This window comes from Ruegeria sp. BK1 (assembly GCF_056535645.1).
The window spans coordinates 1-17686 of sequence record NZ_JBQFIS010000002.1 but is presented as its reverse complement, the minus strand read 5'-3'; the positions used below and the strand labels follow the sequence as shown (position 1 = coordinate 17686).

Genomic DNA, 17686 nt, shown 5'->3' with positions numbered 1-17686 from the left:
GAGCATGACCAATACTTTGATCAAAGCAACTGCAATCACCGCATTTCTCACTGGTCCGGCCTGGGCTGAACCTGCCGCATATGCCTCTCCGCAAGAGGCGCTTGAGGCGATGGTCGCAGCGCTGAAAAGCCCTGAGGCGGGTGCTGCTCTGGCCGTCTTCGGGCCAGAGGCTGCGGACTATCTTTCCGATGGAAACCCGGTCGAGGACAAGATCAACAAGCTGGCACTGTTGTCCCTCTACAAAGAAGGCTATCGGCTTGTGCCGCAAGACGATGGCTCGGTCCTGATTGCGCTGGGTGAGGAAGGCTGGCTGTTCCCGGTGCCCATAGCAAAGACGGACACATCATGGTCTTTCGACAACGACGCAGGCCGGGAAGAAGTGCGTCTGCGCGAAATCGGCCGCAACGAGCTGGACGTGATCGAATTGATGGAGGCCTATGTCGAAATACAGGCCGATTTCCGGTCGCAGGATCAAGACGGCGACGGGGTCAGGGAATTCGCAAGCCAGATCATTTCGACTTCTGCCGATCAGCGGGATGGGCTGTTCTGGGCATCCGAAGACACGCTGTTGGGTGAGCTTTTCGCGCGTGCTTCGGCTTTTGGCTTCAGTGACGGCGAAACCGACTTCGCGCCCGAGCCCTTTTCAGGTTACTATTTCCGTATCCTGACAGAGCAAACCGATGCGGCGCCCGGCGGAGCGATGGACTACATCGTCAATGGCCACATGGTTGCGGGTCATGCCCTTTTGGCCGTTCCAGCAGAATTCGGAGAGACCGGCGTGCACAGTTTCATGGTTTCGGAAAACGGTGTCGTGTTCGAGGCTGTTCTGGGCGAGGACACGCTGGAAAAGGCGGCAGGCATAACCGGGTTTGATCCGACTGAGGAATGGCAGCCTGTGAACTGATCCTGCGCGTCGATTCCAGCATCCGGTCGTATCGCATTTCCAGAAGGCATCAGAGCGTTTGCGGCGTTGGATTCGGTTAAGAACCAACGCCGCCATCGCCCTGCAAAGTGAAAGCGATTTTGGCGAGATTCCCAACTGTACTTTGCGGTCGATGCGAAAAAGCTCGGTACAGGATACTAAGGTGCTAATGTAAGTCGGTAAATGAGACGTCGAACCCAACCGATCCGGGCAAACGACTAAGGCTAAAGGAAGAAGGAAGATGCCGAGAAAACTGCTTTGGCCTTTGTTGGGATTGATCGCTCTGGCGGCCTGTTCGGCTGGGCCTAGGGATTTTGTTCAAGTCCCATCGCGGGCGGTCGAGAGCCCTTCCAATAGCAGGTTGACGACAGCGGTGCGCAAACTGGGTGATCCACGTGACGGACGGTCGGGTGTCAAGCTGATCAGCAACGGCGAAGAGGCACTGGCCGCGCGTCTGGTTCTGGCGTCGCAGGCGGATGTGACAATAGATGCGCAATACTATCTGCTGCACAACGATCTGACCGGGCAATTGTTTGCGCTGAGCCTGCTGAACGCGGCGGATCGCGGTGTACGGGTCAGGCTGCTGCTGGATGACATGGATACATCGGGTTACGACGCGATGACTGCCGCACTGGATTCTCATGAAAATATCGAGATCCGGCTGTTCAATCCTTTCTGGCGTGACCAAAGCCTGTTGGTTGCAGGTTTGACCGATTTCAAACGCATCAACCGACGCATGCATAACAAGTCCATAACCGTCGACAACACTATTTCCATCGTTGGTGGTCGCAATGTGGGGGATGAGTACTTCCTGGCCAAGGAAGAGTTTAACTATGCAGATCTGGATATCTTCGTCGCCGGGCCTGTGGTGAACGAGGTGTCCGACAATTTCGACGAATACTGGAACAGCGAATTTGCTGTTCCTGCCCGTGCGGTGATTGGCGAACCCGAGACTCTGGGTCTGGCAGATGCCCGCGTGCGTCTGAATGCGCTGGTCGATGAAGCCCTGAAAACACCGTATGCGGCAGCGGTCAAGAAGACCGCGCAAGAGACTTTTACCCTCAAGACGCTCAGGCTAGACTGGGTTCCGGCCAAACTGTATTCCGACCCGCCGTCCAAGGCAGCCGGTGTCGACAATGATCAGCCCATTCTGGCCTCGAAGTTGGTACCCTATTTCCAAAAGGCTGAAAGCTCGGTCGACGTCATCTCAGCCTATTTTGTGCCCCGTAAGCGAGGGGTTAAATGGCTGAGCGAACTCGAGGATCGCGGGGTTAAGGTGCGTGTTGTCACCAATTCGCTGGCGTCAAACGATGTGGCGCCGGTTTATGCGCATTATGCAAGGGAACGCCGCGCTCTATTGGACGGGGGCGTGGAACTGTTCGAACTGCGCCCTGACTCAGACCGGGTCAATCAGCGGGGGGTGAATTGGGGTCAGTCGCGCGCGGGTTTGCACACGAAGGCATTTACCATCGATGAGCGATACCTGTTCGTGGGCTCGTTCAACTGGGACCCGCGGTCGGTCAACATAAACACAGAAATGGGCGTGCTTGTGGACTCGCCGGACCTGACGCGACGCGCGGTTGCTGCGCTTGACGAAGCTTTGAAGCAAAACACCTATTCGGTCCAATATGACGAGGAAAAACGCGTCACCTGGAGGTCCTACCGCGAGGATGGTGCGATCTTGCTGAACCGACATGAACCCACCGGTAGTTTCTTTGATCATATCAAGGCCGGGTTTTTGGCCATTTTGCCTATTGGATCGCAGCTTTAGCGCAAGATGGGCTTCCACATCTACGCCGTCGCCATAGCCCCCGTCGCAGTATGGAGCCCCGGACTGGACAAGAAAGACATCTCGGTGCTTGCTGTCGGGATGATTGAAGATCTGCAGCGTCCCCGTGTTCCGTGTTTGTGCAATTTGGCCGGGATGCGCGGAAAAGGGATGGAACGAATGAATTTTGTTAAGGCATTTCCTATTGTGTTGCTGTTTCTGCCAACAGTTGCGTTCAGTGCCGAGTATGAAGCACAGCCCATACTGTCTGCGCAGGAAAGCGTTCAGGACGTTCCGCTTGCGACCGAGATTTATCGCATCGACGAACAGGTCCCGACGGATGGGTACATGGCGACCTACCGCATCGAGACGCAGTTCGGGCAATTCTCGGCCTCTGGTCCGGGTATGTTGCAGGCGCGGTTGGCCGAAATCCGAGCTCTTGCTGCGCTGGACCATATCCAGAATGACCAGCAATTCATCGACGCTGCCGAAGACACAGCCGGAGAGACGTTTGAAAACCTGCGCCAATTTGCGAAGCAGCCGAAGGAAACTCTGAAAGGTGTGCCCGAAGGTGTCGGGCGGTTTCTCAAACGTACCGGACGGTCGGCTAAGACGGGGCTGCAAAAACTGGGCGATGTCCGAGAGGGCAACTTGCCCGGCGTTGATCCCGAGACCACCTCTAACCTTCCCGGAGGCTCGGCAGATTCACAAGCCGGTCCGCAGGGCAGCTTTACTGAGAATTTCGCGCGCGCCAGCGGAGATGTTGCTGTAAATATCCTTGGGTTTGACAAACAGCGCCGCCGTCTGGCCAAGGAATTGGGTGTCGATCCCTATACCACCAATCAACTCCTCGCCACGCGGCTGGATGAGGTTACTTGGGCGGCCTTCGCCGGGGGGCTTGGCGTCAATGTCTTGACCAGTTTGGTTCCGGGCGGGTTGGTCCTGTCGTCATCCTCGCGGCTCAGTGACTGGGTTTGGGATACCGCCCCCGGTGATCTGCGCGTGCAGGTTGAGGAAACGCTTTTGTCCGTCGGCGTGCCGCGTGATCAAGTCGACCGCTTTTTGCGGCACAGCTACTATACGCTCAGCATGCAAGCTGTGGTGGCGGATTCATTGAAATCGCTTGAGGGGGTGCAAGGCCGGGCGGATATCCTTCCGTTGATCCTGAGTGTGGGCTCGGAAGGTCAGGCGCGTTTCCTGGTGCAGACCTTGGACATGTTCAGGACGTATCACGTGACCAAAGAATCACTGTCCCAGTTGCGCGTACAAGGCACAATCATTGGCGTTGGAGGTAGTAGCAATTCCGTGGTCATGGCTCCAGTAGACTACCTGAGCTGGACCGAAACGCTGGATGCATTCTCTGCCAATCTTACTGAGGCGACCGAAGGTCCCATCGTGCTTTTTGTTTCGGACGAGATGTCCGGTTTAGCGACGGACTCACTAAAAACACGCGGTTGGACAGTAGCGGAGACAGGGCAGATCACTCCTGATGCCTTTCCACTGCGTTGACAAGTGTAATCGGCGTTGGGCCGCCCGAAAGAGATGATTGCTAGGGTTTCGGCAGCAAAGTTCCGCGGATAAGGTCCCGGGCGCTCATTTGATTGTGCTGAGACTCGTTCCGGCAAGACGCTCACGACGCCAGCCTCTTACGGGCCCATTGAACAGTGTCTTACCGATAACGGAATCCGGTGAAAAATGCGCTGACAAGACCGAGCGCAGCCGTAGTCCCAAGTTGCTGGTTAGGCTCAGGCCTCATGGCCGATAGATGACCAAAGCGGCGAGCGCGATTGCTGAGAGGAAGATTTTGACCGTCTTTTCTTCGCCATGGTTGGCAGCAAAACGAAAATCAATGGGTCCTGAGCCTAGGGGACGAGCATCTCAAGTTTGGCGTCCGGGAAGTGGGACAAGACTGACCTGACCTTCCTATCTGGTGTCACGCATAGCGCAGTCGACAACCCATCTGCCAAGGCGGCATTTGCGGCAGAAACGGACACAGTACTCTGCGGTGCCATTCGGTTTTTTGGGTCAAGAATGTGGTGATGTCCCGCAGCCAGCTTCATCATTGCCGGTGCCGAGGTCGCGACAGCACGGTCACGTAGCGAAAGCCGCCCCCTTACGATATGCTTGGGATCTGCCAGGCCGACTTGCCAGTCGCTTCCATCGCTACGGGTGCCTCGGGCTGATATCTCGCCCATATCAACCAAAATATTGCGCAGGCCAAACCCGTTTAGCAGACTTGCGATACGATCAGTGATTTCGCCCTGGGCAATTCCGTTCAGGGTCAATCCTGAAAATCCCGGATCTGGCAGGCGGATTGCATCCGTGTTTACTAACACTTTGTGCCATCTATCCCGCGCTGCGCGCGATTCAGTTCAGAGAGTTCCGCTCCTTTGGCGAACGCCATCCAGAGAGGTTGTATCGTTGGGTCGAACGCGCCGTCCGAGGCGTCATGCAACGCGGAACACAAGCTTAGAACTTTCAACAGTTCGGGTGACGGTGCTATCAGGTGTCCATCAGTATTCAGTCGGCTCAGCTCAGAGTGAGGGCGATACAGGCTGAAAATATTCTCAAGCCTGGTCAGCTCGGCCGTGACGGCATCGAAAATGGGTGCTGCTTCAGTGTTGGTTAGTCCTTCCACGCGTAGGCTGGCCTTTGCGCCCAATGCTGAGCCGTGCCATCGCGCAGACGCAGCGGCGGCAACCGGAGTACAGGCGCAGGCTGCGGAAATAGCCAGAAACCGGCGGCGGGTCAGGGCGGTCATGACGGGGTCTCCAGCGCAAGGTTCAAATCGACGGGGCCCAACACTTCGGCATCGGGGATATCGGACAGGGTCAGGGCGGCGCCGCCATAAGTGTCGATAAAGGCCTGCGCCGCGCTGGCATCGCCAAAAGGCACAACTTCGCGCGCGCCCATTCCCCCCGCGACGTTGGCGCCGACTACAAAGGTGGAGTCGGCGGCGGCGATCCAGTTGGAAATGCCGGGTTGTCGCCAACTGGGTGCGACGCTCATGTCGCTGACATATACGGCGGTGATGGCGGCGTCACGTTCGGGGCTTTTGAGATAAGCCACCATGTCGCGGACCTGCGCAAAGAAGAGCGGCGTAGGGTAGCCTTCCAGATGGATTTGCCCCTTGGGTCCGCCATGTTCGGCGATGTTCATCTGGCAGAAGAAACTCAGCGCATCGGGGTTAAATCCACCGGGTCGGGGGCCTCGGCAACCTCTTCTTTGCAGGCGGTCAGGGCAATCAGGGCAATCAGGTACAAGCGTTTCATGGTTCGACCCTCCGGAAGGCCAGTCGCGCGAGCGCGAAGGCAAGCACCGGCCAGATCAGAAGTGAGGCGGGCGCGGCCCAGAAGGGCAGGGCCTGCGCGGCCCCGGTCATGCCGGAGGCCATGGCGACACCCTCGGTCGCGGCAATGTTCCACAGACGGAATGCGTCGGCCGGGTTGGCCACCATCACCCACGGAAAGACGGATTGGGTGAAGCTGCCGCCCTTGTCCATGACGACGGCCCCCAACAGGCCCAGATCATAGAGGACAACAAAAACCAGCCATAGCCCGGCCGACAGACCCGCTGCCGCCGTAGCCCCCTTTGCCAGGGCAGACAGCAGGTATCCCAGCGCCAGAAAGACGGCGCCCAGCAGGATGGATGTGAGGATCAGTCGCGTCAGAGCTATCAGGCTTTCGGCCCCCGCGCCTCCAAAGAAGGTGGCCACTGCGCCTGCCGTGCCAAAGCCGACGGTCATGGCGAAGGCTAGCGCGGCCAGATGGGCGGTGAACTTGCCCAACAGGATTTCTCCGCGCCCTGCAGGATAGGACAACAATAGGGAAAGGCTGCCCCGGTCCACGTCGCCTGCGATGGCGTCGAAAGAAATCATCAGCGCCAGCAAGGGCGCAAGATAGACCGACAGTGTGGTCATCGAGGCGACCGAGACGGTGAGCATATCGACCCCCAGCGTGCCGGTTGGCGCGCTGCCCGCAAAGGTCAGCGCCAAGGCGAACAGCACCATGATCAACGTCGCGACCAGCAGCCAGCGGTTGCGGCGCAGGATCAGCATTTCGGTGCGGGTGATGGCAAGGAAGCGGGTCATTGCGATCTCTCCTGTGCGTAATGGCGATAGAGGTCTTCCAGCTTGGGCGGCGTCATTTCCACATCCGCCACCGCGTCGCCCAATCCGGCTATGCGACGCAGGGCCTCCATCTTGTCCTCGGGAGAACACAGCAGTTCGACCGAAGCCCCATTGATCCGGTTTCCGCCCAGTTCGGCGGCCAGCGCTTCAGGGTTGGCACTGGCGCGCACTTTCAGGCGGATCGGCAGACCGGCCAACGCCGACAGGTTGGTCAGCGTGTCATCGGCCACCATCCCACCCTTGCGCATGATGGCAATGCGATCGGTGCGGGCCTCGACCTCGGTCAAGGCGTGAGACGCGATCAGGACGGCAGTGCCCTGCGCGGCAAGCTCGTCAATAATGGCATAGAGGTCCTGCCGCGAGATCGGGTCCAGCCCGCTGGTCGGTTCGTCCAGCAACGCCACTTTGGGCTGACCCAGCAGCACCTGCGCCAGACCCAGACGTTGCCGCATTCCTTTTGAATAGGCTCCGATCCGGCGGTCCAGCGCATCGCTGAGGCCGACCCGCTCCAACAGGCCGGGCACGTCTGCTTTCGCGCCCGAGAGTTGCGCAAAAAGGTTCAGTTGTTCGCGGCCCGTCAAGGCCGGGTGGAAGGATACCGCCTCGGGCAAGTAGGCTGTCTCTCGCCGCGCCTGCGCCGTACCGGGGGCGACGTCTCCGATCCGAATGGCTCCGCCATGGATCGGCGTCAGGCCAAGGACGGATTTGATCAGGGTCGACTTGCCCGCACCGTTATGGCCCAGCAGCGCAACGCGCTGACCGGGGGCAAGAGACAGGGTGATATCGTCAAGAACGGGGGTCTTGCCACGGTCTTTGCAGACTTGGTCAATCGTCAGGGCCTTATTCGTCATGAGGCACCTTTTTCATAGCTGGGGGTTCAGGGGTTTGCATCAAGGGGTTGCTGTCCACCACGCCTCCCGGCAACAGCGCCGGGAAGGCCGATTGCGACCAGCGCACCAGCTGCACGGCAGGTGAGCCGAGCAGCAATTTGGCTGCGGGTTGGGTCCACAGCACATGGTCCATTGAATCGTTGGGGCGATAGGGGGCATCGGCCACGCCGTTACCATCCACATCATAGGCGGCGAAATCGGACCAATAGTTTCCGCGCCCGTCTTCTGACCACTCGACCCATTTGGTCGAGACATATTTCACCTGTGTCCGGTTGCCGACAAAGGCGTTGCCGACGATCCGGTTGCGTTCGGACCCGGCGGTAAAGTGGATGCCGATGCCGCAGCCTTCAAACCAGTTGTCAGTGAACTCGTTCTTGTTCGAGTTATAGAGGAAGGTGCATTTCTCTTTCGCACCTTTGACCACATTGCCGGTGATGACGCTCTTGTTGGCATAGTTCAGCATCACGCCATGTTCGCGGTCATCAATCGACACATTGTCGGTGACTTTGACATTCGAGGTGAACATCACCGCATAGCCCAGATCGTTGCCGATCGAGACGTTGTTGCTGACCACGGAGTTGTCGGCATACATATAGTGCACCGCAAAGCGCAGATCACGAAACAGGTTGCCGGTGAACAAATTCTTCTTCGAAGAATTCACGAAAATCCCATCGCGGCCAAATTGAATGTCATTGTCGGCGACAACGGCCCCGGGAGCGTTCCAGACATAGACCCCATTGCCGCGCGCGTTCATGTGGCGGTCCTGCCGCCCTTCGATCCGGTTGCGGCGCACGATGCCGTCCTTGGCCCCGTGGATGTCGATGCCATAGAGATTGCCCAGCAGCACATTATCCTCGACCACAGGCGCGGTGGCCGTTTTGGTCAGTTGGATGCCGCTGTCGATCCCGTCATGGTCTGAACCGGAGCCGATCACCGTCAGCCCGCGCACCGTCACGCCGGGTCCGGTCACGGTGATAACGCTGCCTTCGCCTTGTCCGTCAATCGTGGCCTGTCCCAGCCCGTCAATCGTGATGGGCCGGTCCAGAACCAGTGTTTCGGCATAGGTGCCGGGGCTCAGGCGGAGGGTATCCCCATCCGCCGCCTGCGCCAGTATCTGATTGATGGCCCCCGCCCGGTTGGGCACATCCCAGTCCGCCGCCCAAAGGGGCGAGCCGAGCAGGAGCGGTATGAGCAGGGACCAACGCATGACTACGCGCTCCGCGGCTCAACAAACATCCGGCCGCGCATTTCCATGTGCAGCGCGTGGCAGAACCACTGGCAATAGAACCAATGCACGCCCGGACGGTCGGCAATGAACGTGACCGAGGCGGTGGCCTGCGGGGCAACCTCCATCGCGATACCGAAGTTCGACAGGCAGAAGCCGTGGGTCACATCATCCACATCGTCCAGGTTGGTGACATAGACGGTGACTTCGTCGCCCTGCTTGACGGTGAACTTCTCCATGCTGAACACAGGGGCGACCGAGGTCATGTAGACGCGCACCTTATTGCCATCCCGGATCGGCTCATCCGCGCCATAATCCAGATCGACGCCATCGGCCTCGGCCTGTTTGCGCGCATCTTCCCACATCGGGTCGTTGCGATCCCAGACATTGACCGGGTTCACTTTGGACCGGTGTACAAGGATCGAGTCATGCGGCTCCGCAAAGGTCGGGCCGTCATGGACCACCTTCATCTTGTCGCCCGAGATGTCGATCAGCTGCTCATTCTCAGGCTTCAGCGGTCCCACGTTCAGGAAGCGGTCTTTCGAGAACTTGTTCATCGAAATCAGCCATTTGCCGTCAGCCTCAGCCGTCTCACCCATCGAGGTCGAGTTGTGACCCGGCTGATACTGCACGTCCACCTTGTCGAGGATCGGATCGACGTCCGCGCCACCATAGGCTTCGATCGCTTTGGCGATGTCCCACTTCACCACCTGGCTGTCCAGGAACAGGGTGGTATAGGCGTTGCCCTTGCCGTCGAACGCGGTGTGAAGCGGGCCAAGACCCAGTTGCGGTTCCGCGACGATGGCCGAGCGCGGATCAGCGTTGTCGGCAAACAGCGCGTCGACTTTTTCGACATCGATCACCGACACGGTCGGAGACAGCTTGCCGTTGATCATGATGTGTTTCTTGTCGGGCGCGGCATTCACACCGTGTGGCGAGTTCGGGATCGGGATGTAGCGGGTCAGGTTGCCGCCAGCCTCTTTACGGCCGTCTACGACCTTGACGCCGTTCAGCTCCTGATAGTTCCCCGCAGCAATTGCGTCTTCGATGCCTTTGAGGTTGAACACGACCACGTGGTCCAGCTCATTCTCGGTCATCTCGGCCAGGTTCATGCCCATTTCCGAGTTGTACGAGGTCGAGAACGCGTATTTGCCCTGATAGTCGCAGTCGGTGTTGTCGAGGTTGCCCGACACCATCACCTGCCATGCGATCTCCATCGTGTCGCCGTCGATGGCGGTAAAGATGTTCACGTATTGCGACGGATCGTCGAGGATCGGCCGTCATTGACCAGCGGCGCCTCATGCTCACCATTGGCAAAGATGTAGCCGGTGCGCGGGTATTTCTGCGGACGCAGACCGTGGATGTCATGCGCGTTCGGGATCTCGATGATCTTGTCGCATTTCATCACGTCGCAGCGCACACGGGCCACGCGGGTGTTGGCTTTGTCGTTCATGAACAGATAGCGACCATCATAGGTGCCATCCGTGAAGGACATGTGCGGGTGGTGCAGGTCGCCGTTGTCATAGGTGACCTTGCCGTTGGCAGCCAGAAACTCTTTGGTTTCGGGCAGCAGGCCTTCGGTCAGGATTTTCAGCGACTCGTTGGTTTGACCCCAGCCGGTGGCTGAGCAGCGGTTGAACACAGGCACCCGCATCAGCTCACGCATCGAAGGCACACCCAGGATGCGCAGCTCACCGGTTTGGCCTGAGGACCAGAAGCCGTAGTATTCGTCCAGCTCGCCCGGTTCCAGATGCGCGTTCGCAGCGGCGCTTGCCTCGCGGGCGGTCATCAGGGTCGAGCCCAGCCCGGTCCCGGCCAGAACGGCACCGGTGGCGGTCGCCCCCAGCATTCCGCGGCGTGTGATGTTCAGTTTGTTTTCTTGGTCTGACATGATCGTCCCTCCAATCAAGAAATGGTTTGCGGTTTGGCGTTCGGATGGTTCGCCGGTGGTTGTCCGAGTGAGTCTTCATCTGCACCGACCCTGTCTTGGCCCGCCGTTTCAACTGGCGGATAACGACGGGGCATTTGTCCTCGGACTGATAGAGCACCTGACAATGCAGGCAGGTGACGCACTCGTTAGGGTTAATCTCACCGGTGGGGTGGATTGCCTGAACGGGGCATTCATTGGCGCAGGTTTGACAGGGGGTGCCGCAATCCTTGTAGCGGCGCAGCCAGTCGAACATGCGAATACGGGCCGGGATCGCCAGCGCACCGCCCAACGGGCACAGATAGCGGCAGTAGAACCGTTCGATGAACAGCCCGATCCCCAGCAAGGCCAGCGCAAAGACCACGAAAGGCCAGTCTCGCATGAATTTCAGGATGATCGCGGTCTTGAACGGCTCGACCTCGGCATAGGTTTCGGCCAGCGGGATCGAGACAAAGCTGATCCCGAACAGCACTAGGAAGATTATGTATTTTGCTGGCCAGAGCCGTTCGTTCAGACCCCAAGGCAAGATCCATTGCGGCACCTTGAAGGTCCGCGCGATCTTGTTGGTCAGCTCTTGCAGTGCACCGAACGGGCACAGCCAGCCGCAATAGGCCCCGCGTCCCCAAAACAGCAGCGCGGCGGCGACGGCGAACCACTGGATGAACACCAGCGGGTCCAGCAGGAAGGCATCCCACGAGAACCCCGTGCGCAGACTGCCCGCCAGCGCCATAAGGTTCACCACGCTCAGCTGCGCGTTGGCGTACCAGCCGATGAAGAACAGCGTCATGGTCAGGAAACCGATGCGGAACCAGTAGAACACGCGTGCATTCATGGTGGCGTGGAACTGGAAGAAGAAGGTCGCCGTCAGCACCAGCAGCATCGCGCTGAGGATCACAATCTCAACCACGCGGTCTTTCCAGATGCGCTGCCACAGCGCAGCCTTTGCCGCAGCCTCACCGCTGGCGTCATCGACAACCGCAGGGGCCGCAACGGGCAGCAGATAGTATTCGGGCAATTTGTAGCCCAGATCAAAGGTCAGGAATGTTTTCTCGACCGCACCCACGGCCCGCTGCGCCAGCAGTTGCAGGCGGAAGGGCTCGGCCGGATCAAACTCGGCATCGGCGGGGATTTTGAAGATGTCCAGTTCCGTAAAGCTTGGGGCATCGGGAGCTGCAACTTCGCCCAGACGGCGTTGTTGCTTGTCAAAGAACCGCACCGAATTGTCGCCCTGGATCAGCTGAATCCGGTCGAAAATCCCGCCCCGGACATAGCCCGAACCCTTAAAGCTGTAAGCCCCACGTCCCAGCACAAGAATGGCCTGCTCGCCCTCGTCCAGCCAGTCGACCATGTTCTGATATTCGGCCTCGCCCAGCAGCGACTTGCCGATCGACGGCACCGAGACCAGTGCCAAATGCATGTCGATATAGGTGTCATCGGGTTCACCGGGTTCGGGGCGTTTGATCGCGCGCTGATCGCCCGTCGCCTCAAACGCGGCATTGACCTGCCCGATATCCAGCGTCAGTCGCCGGATTGACCCGTCCCCCGACAGTGTCGTCCAGTCATAGATGGCGTCCTGCGCCATATCGACCTCGCGCTTGGGCCCGTCGGCCTGCGCCGGTGCCAATCCGCCCAACCCCAACGCGCGCGCCACCTTGATGCCACCACGCACAAGGCTGTCGTCGATCACCATGATCGTGACGGTCGCGCCCGAGATAATATCAAGGTCATGCCCCTCACCGCCCGTCTCGGCCTCAACCTTCAGGTCCAGCCCGGCATAGCCTTCGGTCAGCTCAACCATGTGCGCATTGGGAATGCCGATCAGCACGATCGGTTCCGAGTGTTTGACCAGTTGCACCCCGGTCAACACCGCCTCGTCATTGATGGCAGCAACCACGTGGATCGGCTTGCCGGAATATCCGGTGGTGCCCACGAAATCGGATGTTAGGAACGCCCAGGCCACCGTCTCGCCTCCTTTCAGAACGGGGGCAACCATGACGTCCTCGCGCACCGGGCCAAAGGCATCGGCACCAGGCACCAGATCGGCAGGCTCAATCTCGGGCAGAAAGCTGGCGAGGCTGTCGGCATGGGCGCTGATCGCCATCAGGCAGGACAGGGTGAAGGCCAGCAGGGCTTGGAATGCGCGACTTACGACCATGGCGCACCTCCGATACTTTGAGTAGACGCCATGGAAGCGCGCGGGGCGCGTTCAGTTGTTTTTAGGTTTGCGTGCGGGGGCCCTCGGGTTTCAGGCCACAAGCGGGCCTGATCATGGGGTTGGTTCTGATCGGCGCACCGGTACAGGGCGAGGCCGGCCTTCTGGGATAGGACCAGATGAGGCTGATCGGGCAACTGCGCCAGCGTGGTGACGGCACACAAGGTGCAATCGGCGCATTTCGGGCAGGGCGCGGTCGGGTCATCGGTCTCCTCCTCAAGGTCCACCTGAACCCAAACCGCCCCCGCCTCCGAGCAGATCTCCACCCATATGCTTTGACCGGGACTCGCCAGAACCGGGCCAAGCATTTGCAACAGCAGAAGAAGGGTGCCCGCCCATGCACAAGCCACGCGGGACGCGCGAACAGGGAGGTTGTGCAGAGGGTTAGAGGCGGGCATAGAGAATCCAACTCGGTATTCTTTTCCAGAGTTCTAGGGGAATCTCTCGGACCGATACTTGACTTCTGTTAGGTGCGAAGGTTTTCGCGACTTAGCCGTCGGCCTCATCCATCAGCCCACGCAGCCAACGACCCGCCAGCCAACTTGCAGGCACGCCCAACGGCACTGACCAGATCAGCGCTGTCACCGGGGAATGACCGCAAAACCAAGGGTATGCGCGATCAACCCAGCCAAAAACAGGTTGATGGCCACGGTCAAAGCCGTGGCCGGGTAAAGCAGGATGGACAGTTTCCAGACCGGCCAGCGCCCGTCAGTGGCTGGTGCCTTCCGAGAAGGTGATTTTGTTCCAGACATTGTATTTTCCAGACGGTTTGCGCATCGGCAGGCGGCGGACCTCTTCCAGCGTCTGCGCATCATAGACGATCACTGCGCCATCATCCTCCCAGATCGACACCAGCGCGTGGCTGCCATCCTTGGTGAACTCCACATGCGCCACGGTCTTGCCAGGGGCAGGGCGCAGGGTCTTCACGATCTCAAGGCTCTGCTTGTCGATTACATGCATGACATCCTTGTTAGGGCCAAAGAACACATCGGCCCAGACGTAAGGCGAGTTCTCATGGCTGCGCATGAAAAACCCCGGCCCTTCGGTCTTGATCCGTTTGACGGTCTCCCAGCTTTTCATGTCGATCACTGACACCGTGCCATCGGTAAGATGCGGTGTGGCCATAACGGTTGTGTCGCCATGCTGCCATGTGATGCCCGATCCCAGATGCGGCATTCCCGGCAGGTCCAGATCAGCCACCTTGTGCCCGATTACCAGATCAATCACCTGTCCGCCCTTGCCATCGCGCGACGCGCCCATAACGTATTCATAGCTCTGGTCGAAAAAGAAATCGTCCAGATAATCCGGCGTGGTGATCTTGCGCACCGGGAACGGGTCAGGATTTTTGAACTGGCCCTCGATGCGGAAATCATGGCCCAGCCCGAATTGCGGCGGGTTGGCACCGTAGAAGACCTCCCAAATTTCGGGCACGTCTTTCAGCGCCAGCACAAAGCTTTCACGCGGCGGCGCCTGATACACGGCCGAGACTCGGCTGGGCACACCCTTTTTGCTTTTCACTTCGATAACCGACGCCACCGAAAGATTCTCGGTCGATAGCAACGTCAACGAATTGGGCAGATAGTTCGCCACGGCTACCCATTTGCCATCGCCTGACATTGCAATGTTGCGGCTGTTCAGGCCCGCGCGCACGCGCCCCACCTGTTTCAGCGCCCAGATGTCGTATTTCTGCACCCAGCCATCGCGGGACATGATGAACACATAGCGCCCATCGGGGCTGAATTTCGGCCCGCCATGCACGGCAAACGGCGTCTCAAACCGGTCCAGAACCTCGAACGTGTCGCCGTCCAGCACGCTGACATGGTGGTCTCCGGTCTCAACCGCCAGCGTGATGTTCATCGGGTCACTGTCCCAGATCGGCGCATCGACAGGCACATAGTCATCGTCCAGCGTACGGCTGGCCATGATATCGGTTTCACCCCATTCAGGGTCCGTTTCCAACGGGGATTTCAACCAACCCGCCAATTCTTCGATCTGCAACGCATCCAGCTCATGGGCAAAGGCAGGCATCTGGTGGCCGTGCGTCCTTCGGCAATCACGGCAGCCACGCGGGGGCCGCGCATCCGTTTCAACGTCTCGGGGATCAGCGCCGGGCCAACGCCGCCCAAGCGGCTCTCGCCATGGCACGAGGCGCAGTATTCCGCGTAATCCGAAGGCGCGTCAGCCCATGAGGTGCCCGCAAGTAGCAGGGCGCACAGCGCGCTGATTTTCAGAGTGTCAGAAGAATTGATGCGCCGGATCATATCGTTTCCCCCGGAATGGCGTCACTTGCAGCCGCTCTACCGCTTCTTCGACGCCGATTTCTTGATTGCTCAGGTAACAGGCCGGATCTTCGGCCCAGGGATCGCCGGTCAGTTGCAAAGCCCGGATACGAGTATTGCCACCACAGACGTCCTTCAACGTGCATGCCCCGCAGCGTCCCTTCAGCGGACGCGGGCGGGTGCGTAACATGGCGAGCATCGGATCATTGCTGGTCCACAGCTCGGAAAACGGTTTGGTTTTCACATTTCCGACCGTGTAATCGGACCAATAGGTGTCCGGATGCACGCGGCCCAGATTGTCGATATTGGCCACGCCCAACCCGCTGGAGTTTCCGCCCCAGGCCGCCAGATGATCCCGCACATGGGCGGCCTTGTCCGCGTCGAACCGCGCGCGCACCCAATTCAGGAAGTAACCCGCATCAGCGTCGTTATTGCCGGTGACGATATCCAGCGGACGCCCGCCAGACGCCGCCTCCCACGCGCGCTCCAGCAGCAGATCCAGCCCTTTGCGGGTGCGCAGATGTTCGGCATCTTCGCCCCGGTTCTTGTCGCCACGCCCGGCATAGACCAGATGGGACAGATAGAACTTGTCCACACCTTCGTCGTCGCACAGTTGCAGCAGATCGGGCAGATGGTGCTGGGTGCCCTCGGTCAGGCAGAAGCGCAGACCCACCTTGATGCCGCGCTTTTTGCATTCGCGCACACCGCGCAGGGCGTCGGCAAAGGCACCTTCAACGCCGCGGAACCAGTCATTCGTGGCCCCGATCCCGTCCAGCGAGATGCCCACATAGTTGAACCCCACATCGGCGATCATGTCGGCGGTCTCATCGTAAATCCGCGTGCCATTTGTGGACAGGGCCAGCATCGGCACCAGATCGCGGGCGCGTTTGGAGATGTCGAAGAAATCGAACCGATCCAGCGGCTCACCACCCGAGAGGATCAGGGCCGGGACGCGAAACTGGCCCAGATCCTCAAGGGTGACCATGGCTTGCTCGTGACTGAGCTCGCCAGGGAAGGCCACATCCGCCGAGACGGTATAACAATGGCGGCATTTCAGATTGCAGCGCCGGGTTAGGTTCCAGATCACCACAGGCTTCACCGGGCCGGGGCGACGCGGGCGTACCGGGATCGGGGCGACCAGTTGATGCATGTATTCGGTCAGGCGGAACATGGTCCTCAGCCTTTCTGTTTCAGACGCAGTCCAGTCTTTTTCAGGATGCGCGTGGAATAGAGGATATCCTGCGCCCGGCAGGCATCACCCAGGATGGCGGCAATCTCCGCGCGCTTTTCCTCGACCTCGATCGGGTCCGATCCATGGACCATGGCGAACAGGTTATAGGGCCAGTCGGGCAGGGCGCGGGGGCGTTCATAGCAATGGGTCACAAAAGGCAGCAGTCCGATCTGCGGGCCCAGTTCGGCAACTCGCGTATCCGCGACATCCCAGACGGTCATCCCGTTCGATGTCATGCCCAACTTGTAGTGATTGGGCGCCGCCGCAATGCGCCGGATCACGCCACGCGATTTCATATCGGCCAGGCGGAACAGAAGATCGTCTTCGTCCAACCCTAAATTGTCGGCAACTTGCCTATAAGGAGCGGGAACCAAAGGCAAACCGCCTTGCAGCGCTTCGATAATCTCTCGGTCTTTTACGTCAATCATGCTGCTACCCGGAAGCCGATGAAAAATTCCTGAAGTTTGGGAAATTGCAGGACTGTGATCCCGGTATCCCGTTCAATGGTCTCGGCTGCCGTTGCGATCCCCTCGGGCGTCTCGGTCGCAAGAACGAACCACATGTTCAGCCGGTGTGTGCGCTCATAATTGTGCGCCACCTCTGGATGTGCATTGACTTTGGTCAGGACGGTTTCGAATTCCTGCGGTGGCACGGCCATGGCGCAGAGGCAAAAGGCACCACCCATTGCGGCCGCGTCAAAGAAAGGGCCGAATCGGGTTATGACGCGATCCTCTTTCATGCGGCTCAACCGACTCAGAAGGTCGGATTCCTCGATCCCCAACTCATCAGAAATCGCCGCATAGGGGTGCGAGGTCAGCGGCAAGTCATCCTGCATCCGGTTCAGGATCGCGCGGTCGGTGTCATCCAGCATCATGCGGCCACCTCTTGGCTTGGATCAATGCGCCGGTCTGTTTGAAACAACGGGTTGAGAACAGAACTTTGTGCTTGGTTCCCGACAGTTCGGGTAACGCTGAAGCCCCGGCCAGAATGTCCAGAGCTTCGGTGCGCGAACGTGCGTGGATCATGGAATAAAGACGATAGGGCCAGACGCCTTCGACCGGGTTGCGCTCGTAGCACAAGGTCACACCGGGATGGGCGGCCAA

At 59.3% G+C, this 17686-nt stretch carries 15 protein-coding genes and 3 pseudogenes; 3 read left to right on the top strand and 15 right to left on the bottom strand.

Annotation, left to right across the window (positions count from 1 at the left end; all coding sequences use genetic code 11):
* The first annotated feature begins 4 nt into the window (after positions 1–4).
* The 3 genes from ACR3E7_RS18565 to ACR3E7_RS18555 all read left to right on the top strand — a co-directional run bounded on the left by ACR3E7_RS18565 (position 5) and on the right by ACR3E7_RS18555 (position 4199).
* A complete protein-coding gene (locus ACR3E7_RS18565) occupies positions 5–904 on the top strand; it encodes a DUF2950 family protein (protein ID WP_480503916.1) in 900 nt (299 codons plus the stop codon).
* Positions 905–1163: 259 nt separating this feature from the next.
* Complete coding sequence (locus ACR3E7_RS18560; protein WP_170783268.1) at positions 1164–2693, top strand: phospholipase D family protein; 1530 nt, start codon at positions 1164–1166, stop codon at positions 2691–2693.
* Positions 2694–2870: 177 nt separating this feature from the next.
* Entirely contained in the window at positions 2871–4199 is a 1329-nt protein-coding gene (locus tag ACR3E7_RS18555) for a hypothetical protein (protein ID WP_480503914.1), read from the top strand.
* A gap of 353 nt (positions 4200–4552) precedes the next feature.
* Here ACR3E7_RS18555 and ACR3E7_RS18550 read toward each other — a convergent pair whose 3' ends face one another.
* From ACR3E7_RS18550 to ACR3E7_RS18480, 15 genes and pseudogenes are all read right to left on the bottom strand, one after another.
* Positions 4553–5026 carry an FAD:protein FMN transferase gene (locus ACR3E7_RS18550; RefSeq protein WP_480719500.1) on the bottom strand — a complete coding sequence of 158 codons (474 nt, stop codon included), beginning with the start codon at positions 5024–5026 and terminating at the stop codon, positions 4553–4555.
* A complete protein-coding gene (locus ACR3E7_RS18545; protein ID WP_480719498.1) occupies positions 5020–5451 on the bottom strand; it encodes an FAD:protein FMN transferase in 432 nt (143 codons plus the stop codon). The genes ACR3E7_RS18550 and ACR3E7_RS18545 overlap by 7 nt, the downstream gene beginning before the upstream one ends.
* Entirely contained in the window at positions 5448–5849 is a 402-nt protein-coding gene (locus tag ACR3E7_RS18540) for a nitrous oxide reductase accessory protein NosL (protein WP_480719496.1), read from the bottom strand. Before ACR3E7_RS18540 ends, ACR3E7_RS18545 begins: the two co-directional genes overlap by 4 nt.
* 109 nt (positions 5850–5958) lie before the next feature.
* A complete protein-coding gene (locus tag ACR3E7_RS18535) occupies positions 5959–6780 on the bottom strand; it encodes an ABC transporter permease (RefSeq protein WP_480503911.1) in 822 nt (273 codons plus the stop codon).
* Positions 6777–7670 carry an ABC transporter ATP-binding protein gene (locus tag ACR3E7_RS18530; protein WP_480503910.1) on the bottom strand — a complete coding sequence of 298 codons (894 nt, stop codon included), beginning with the start codon at positions 7668–7670 and terminating at the stop codon, positions 6777–6779. Before ACR3E7_RS18530 ends, ACR3E7_RS18535 begins: the two co-directional genes overlap by 4 nt.
* Positions 7660–8916 (bottom strand): nitrous oxide reductase family maturation protein NosD, encoded by a 1257-nt coding sequence (locus ACR3E7_RS18525; protein ID WP_480503909.1) that lies wholly within the window; start codon positions 8914–8916, stop codon positions 7660–7662. Before ACR3E7_RS18525 ends, ACR3E7_RS18530 begins: the two co-directional genes overlap by 11 nt.
* Positions 8917–8918: 2 nt before the next feature.
* A pseudogene (nosZ, locus tag ACR3E7_RS18520) lies at positions 8919–10825 on the bottom strand (TAT-dependent nitrous-oxide reductase).
* A gap of 14 nt (positions 10826–10839) precedes the next feature.
* Positions 10840–13016 (bottom strand): annotated as a pseudogene (locus tag ACR3E7_RS18515) (4Fe-4S binding protein).
* Complete coding sequence (locus ACR3E7_RS18510; protein WP_408015515.1) at positions 13007–13381, bottom strand: hypothetical protein; 375 nt, start codon at positions 13379–13381, stop codon at positions 13007–13009. The pseudogene ACR3E7_RS18515 and the gene ACR3E7_RS18510 overlap by 10 nt, the downstream one beginning before the upstream one ends.
* A gap of 400 nt (positions 13382–13781) precedes the next feature.
* Positions 13782–15101, bottom strand: a complete 1320-nt coding sequence (locus tag ACR3E7_RS18505; RefSeq protein ID WP_480719494.1) for a cytochrome D1 domain-containing protein — start codon at positions 15099–15101, stop codon at positions 13782–13784.
* Positions 15041–15334 carry a c-type cytochrome gene (locus tag ACR3E7_RS18500; protein WP_480719491.1) on the bottom strand — a complete coding sequence of 98 codons (294 nt, stop codon included), beginning with the start codon at positions 15332–15334 and terminating at the stop codon, positions 15041–15043. Before ACR3E7_RS18500 ends, ACR3E7_RS18505 begins: the two co-directional genes overlap by 61 nt.
* The gene (gene nirJ / locus ACR3E7_RS18495; RefSeq protein ID WP_480503905.1) at positions 15309–16523 is read right to left on the bottom strand and encodes a heme d1 biosynthesis radical SAM protein NirJ; all 1215 of its coding nucleotides are present in this window, start codon (positions 16521–16523) and stop codon (positions 15309–15311) included. Before nirJ ends, ACR3E7_RS18500 begins: the two co-directional genes overlap by 26 nt.
* Before the next feature lie 5 nt (positions 16524–16528).
* A complete protein-coding gene (gene ahbB, locus ACR3E7_RS18490) occupies positions 16529–17011 on the bottom strand; it encodes a siroheme decarboxylase subunit beta (protein ID WP_480503904.1) in 483 nt (160 codons plus the stop codon).
* A complete protein-coding gene (locus ACR3E7_RS18485; protein ID WP_480503903.1) occupies positions 17008–17457 on the bottom strand; it encodes an Lrp/AsnC family transcriptional regulator in 450 nt (149 codons plus the stop codon). The genes ahbB and ACR3E7_RS18485 overlap by 4 nt, the downstream gene beginning before the upstream one ends.
* A pseudogene (locus tag ACR3E7_RS18480) lies at positions 17444–17686 on the bottom strand (siroheme decarboxylase subunit beta); the annotation flags it as partial. The pseudogene ACR3E7_RS18480 and the gene ACR3E7_RS18485, both read right to left, overlap by 14 nt.

Excerpts from the sequence above, each read along its gene's own strand:
- ACR3E7_RS18565 (WP_480503916.1), top strand. The coding sequence starts at position 5 with ATGACCAATACTTTGATCAAAGCAACTGCAATCACCGCATTTCTCACT.
- ACR3E7_RS18560 (WP_170783268.1), top strand. The coding sequence starts at position 1,164 with ATGCCGAGAAAACTGCTTTGGCCTTTGTTGGGATTGATCGCTCTGGCG.
- ACR3E7_RS18555 (WP_480503914.1), top strand. The coding sequence starts at position 2,871 with ATGAATTTTGTTAAGGCATTTCCTATTGTGTTGCTGTTTCTGCCAACA.
- ACR3E7_RS18545 (WP_480719498.1), bottom strand. The coding sequence starts at position 5,451 with ATGACCGCCCTGACCCGCCGCCGGTTTCTGGCTATTTCCGCAGCCTGC.
- ACR3E7_RS18540 (WP_480719496.1), bottom strand. The coding sequence starts at position 5,849 with ATGAACATCGCCGAACATGGCGGACCCAAGGGGCAAATCCATCTGGAA.
- ACR3E7_RS18535 (WP_480503911.1), bottom strand. The coding sequence starts at position 6,780 with ATGACCCGCTTCCTTGCCATCACCCGCACCGAAATGCTGATCCTGCGC.
- ACR3E7_RS18530 (WP_480503910.1), bottom strand. The coding sequence starts at position 7,670 with ATGACGAATAAGGCCCTGACGATTGACCAAGTCTGCAAAGACCGTGGC.
- ACR3E7_RS18525 (WP_480503909.1), bottom strand. The coding sequence starts at position 8,916 with ATGCGTTGGTCCCTGCTCATACCGCTCCTGCTCGGCTCGCCCCTTTGG.
- ACR3E7_RS18510 (WP_408015515.1), bottom strand. The coding sequence starts at position 13,381 with ATGCTTGGCCCGGTTCTGGCGAGTCCCGGTCAAAGCATATGGGTGGAG.
- ACR3E7_RS18505 (WP_480719494.1), bottom strand. The coding sequence starts at position 15,101 with ATGCCTGCCTTTGCCCATGAGCTGGATGCGTTGCAGATCGAAGAATTG.
- ACR3E7_RS18500 (WP_480719491.1), bottom strand. The coding sequence starts at position 15,334 with ATGATCCGGCGCATCAATTCTTCTGACACTCTGAAAATCAGCGCGCTG.
- nirJ (WP_480503905.1), bottom strand. The coding sequence starts at position 16,523 with ATGTTCCGCCTGACCGAATACATGCATCAACTGGTCGCCCCGATCCCG.
- ahbB (WP_480503904.1), bottom strand. The coding sequence starts at position 17,011 with ATGATTGACGTAAAAGACCGAGAGATTATCGAAGCGCTGCAAGGCGGT.
- ACR3E7_RS18485 (WP_480503903.1), bottom strand. The coding sequence starts at position 17,457 with ATGATGCTGGATGACACCGACCGCGCGATCCTGAACCGGATGCAGGAT.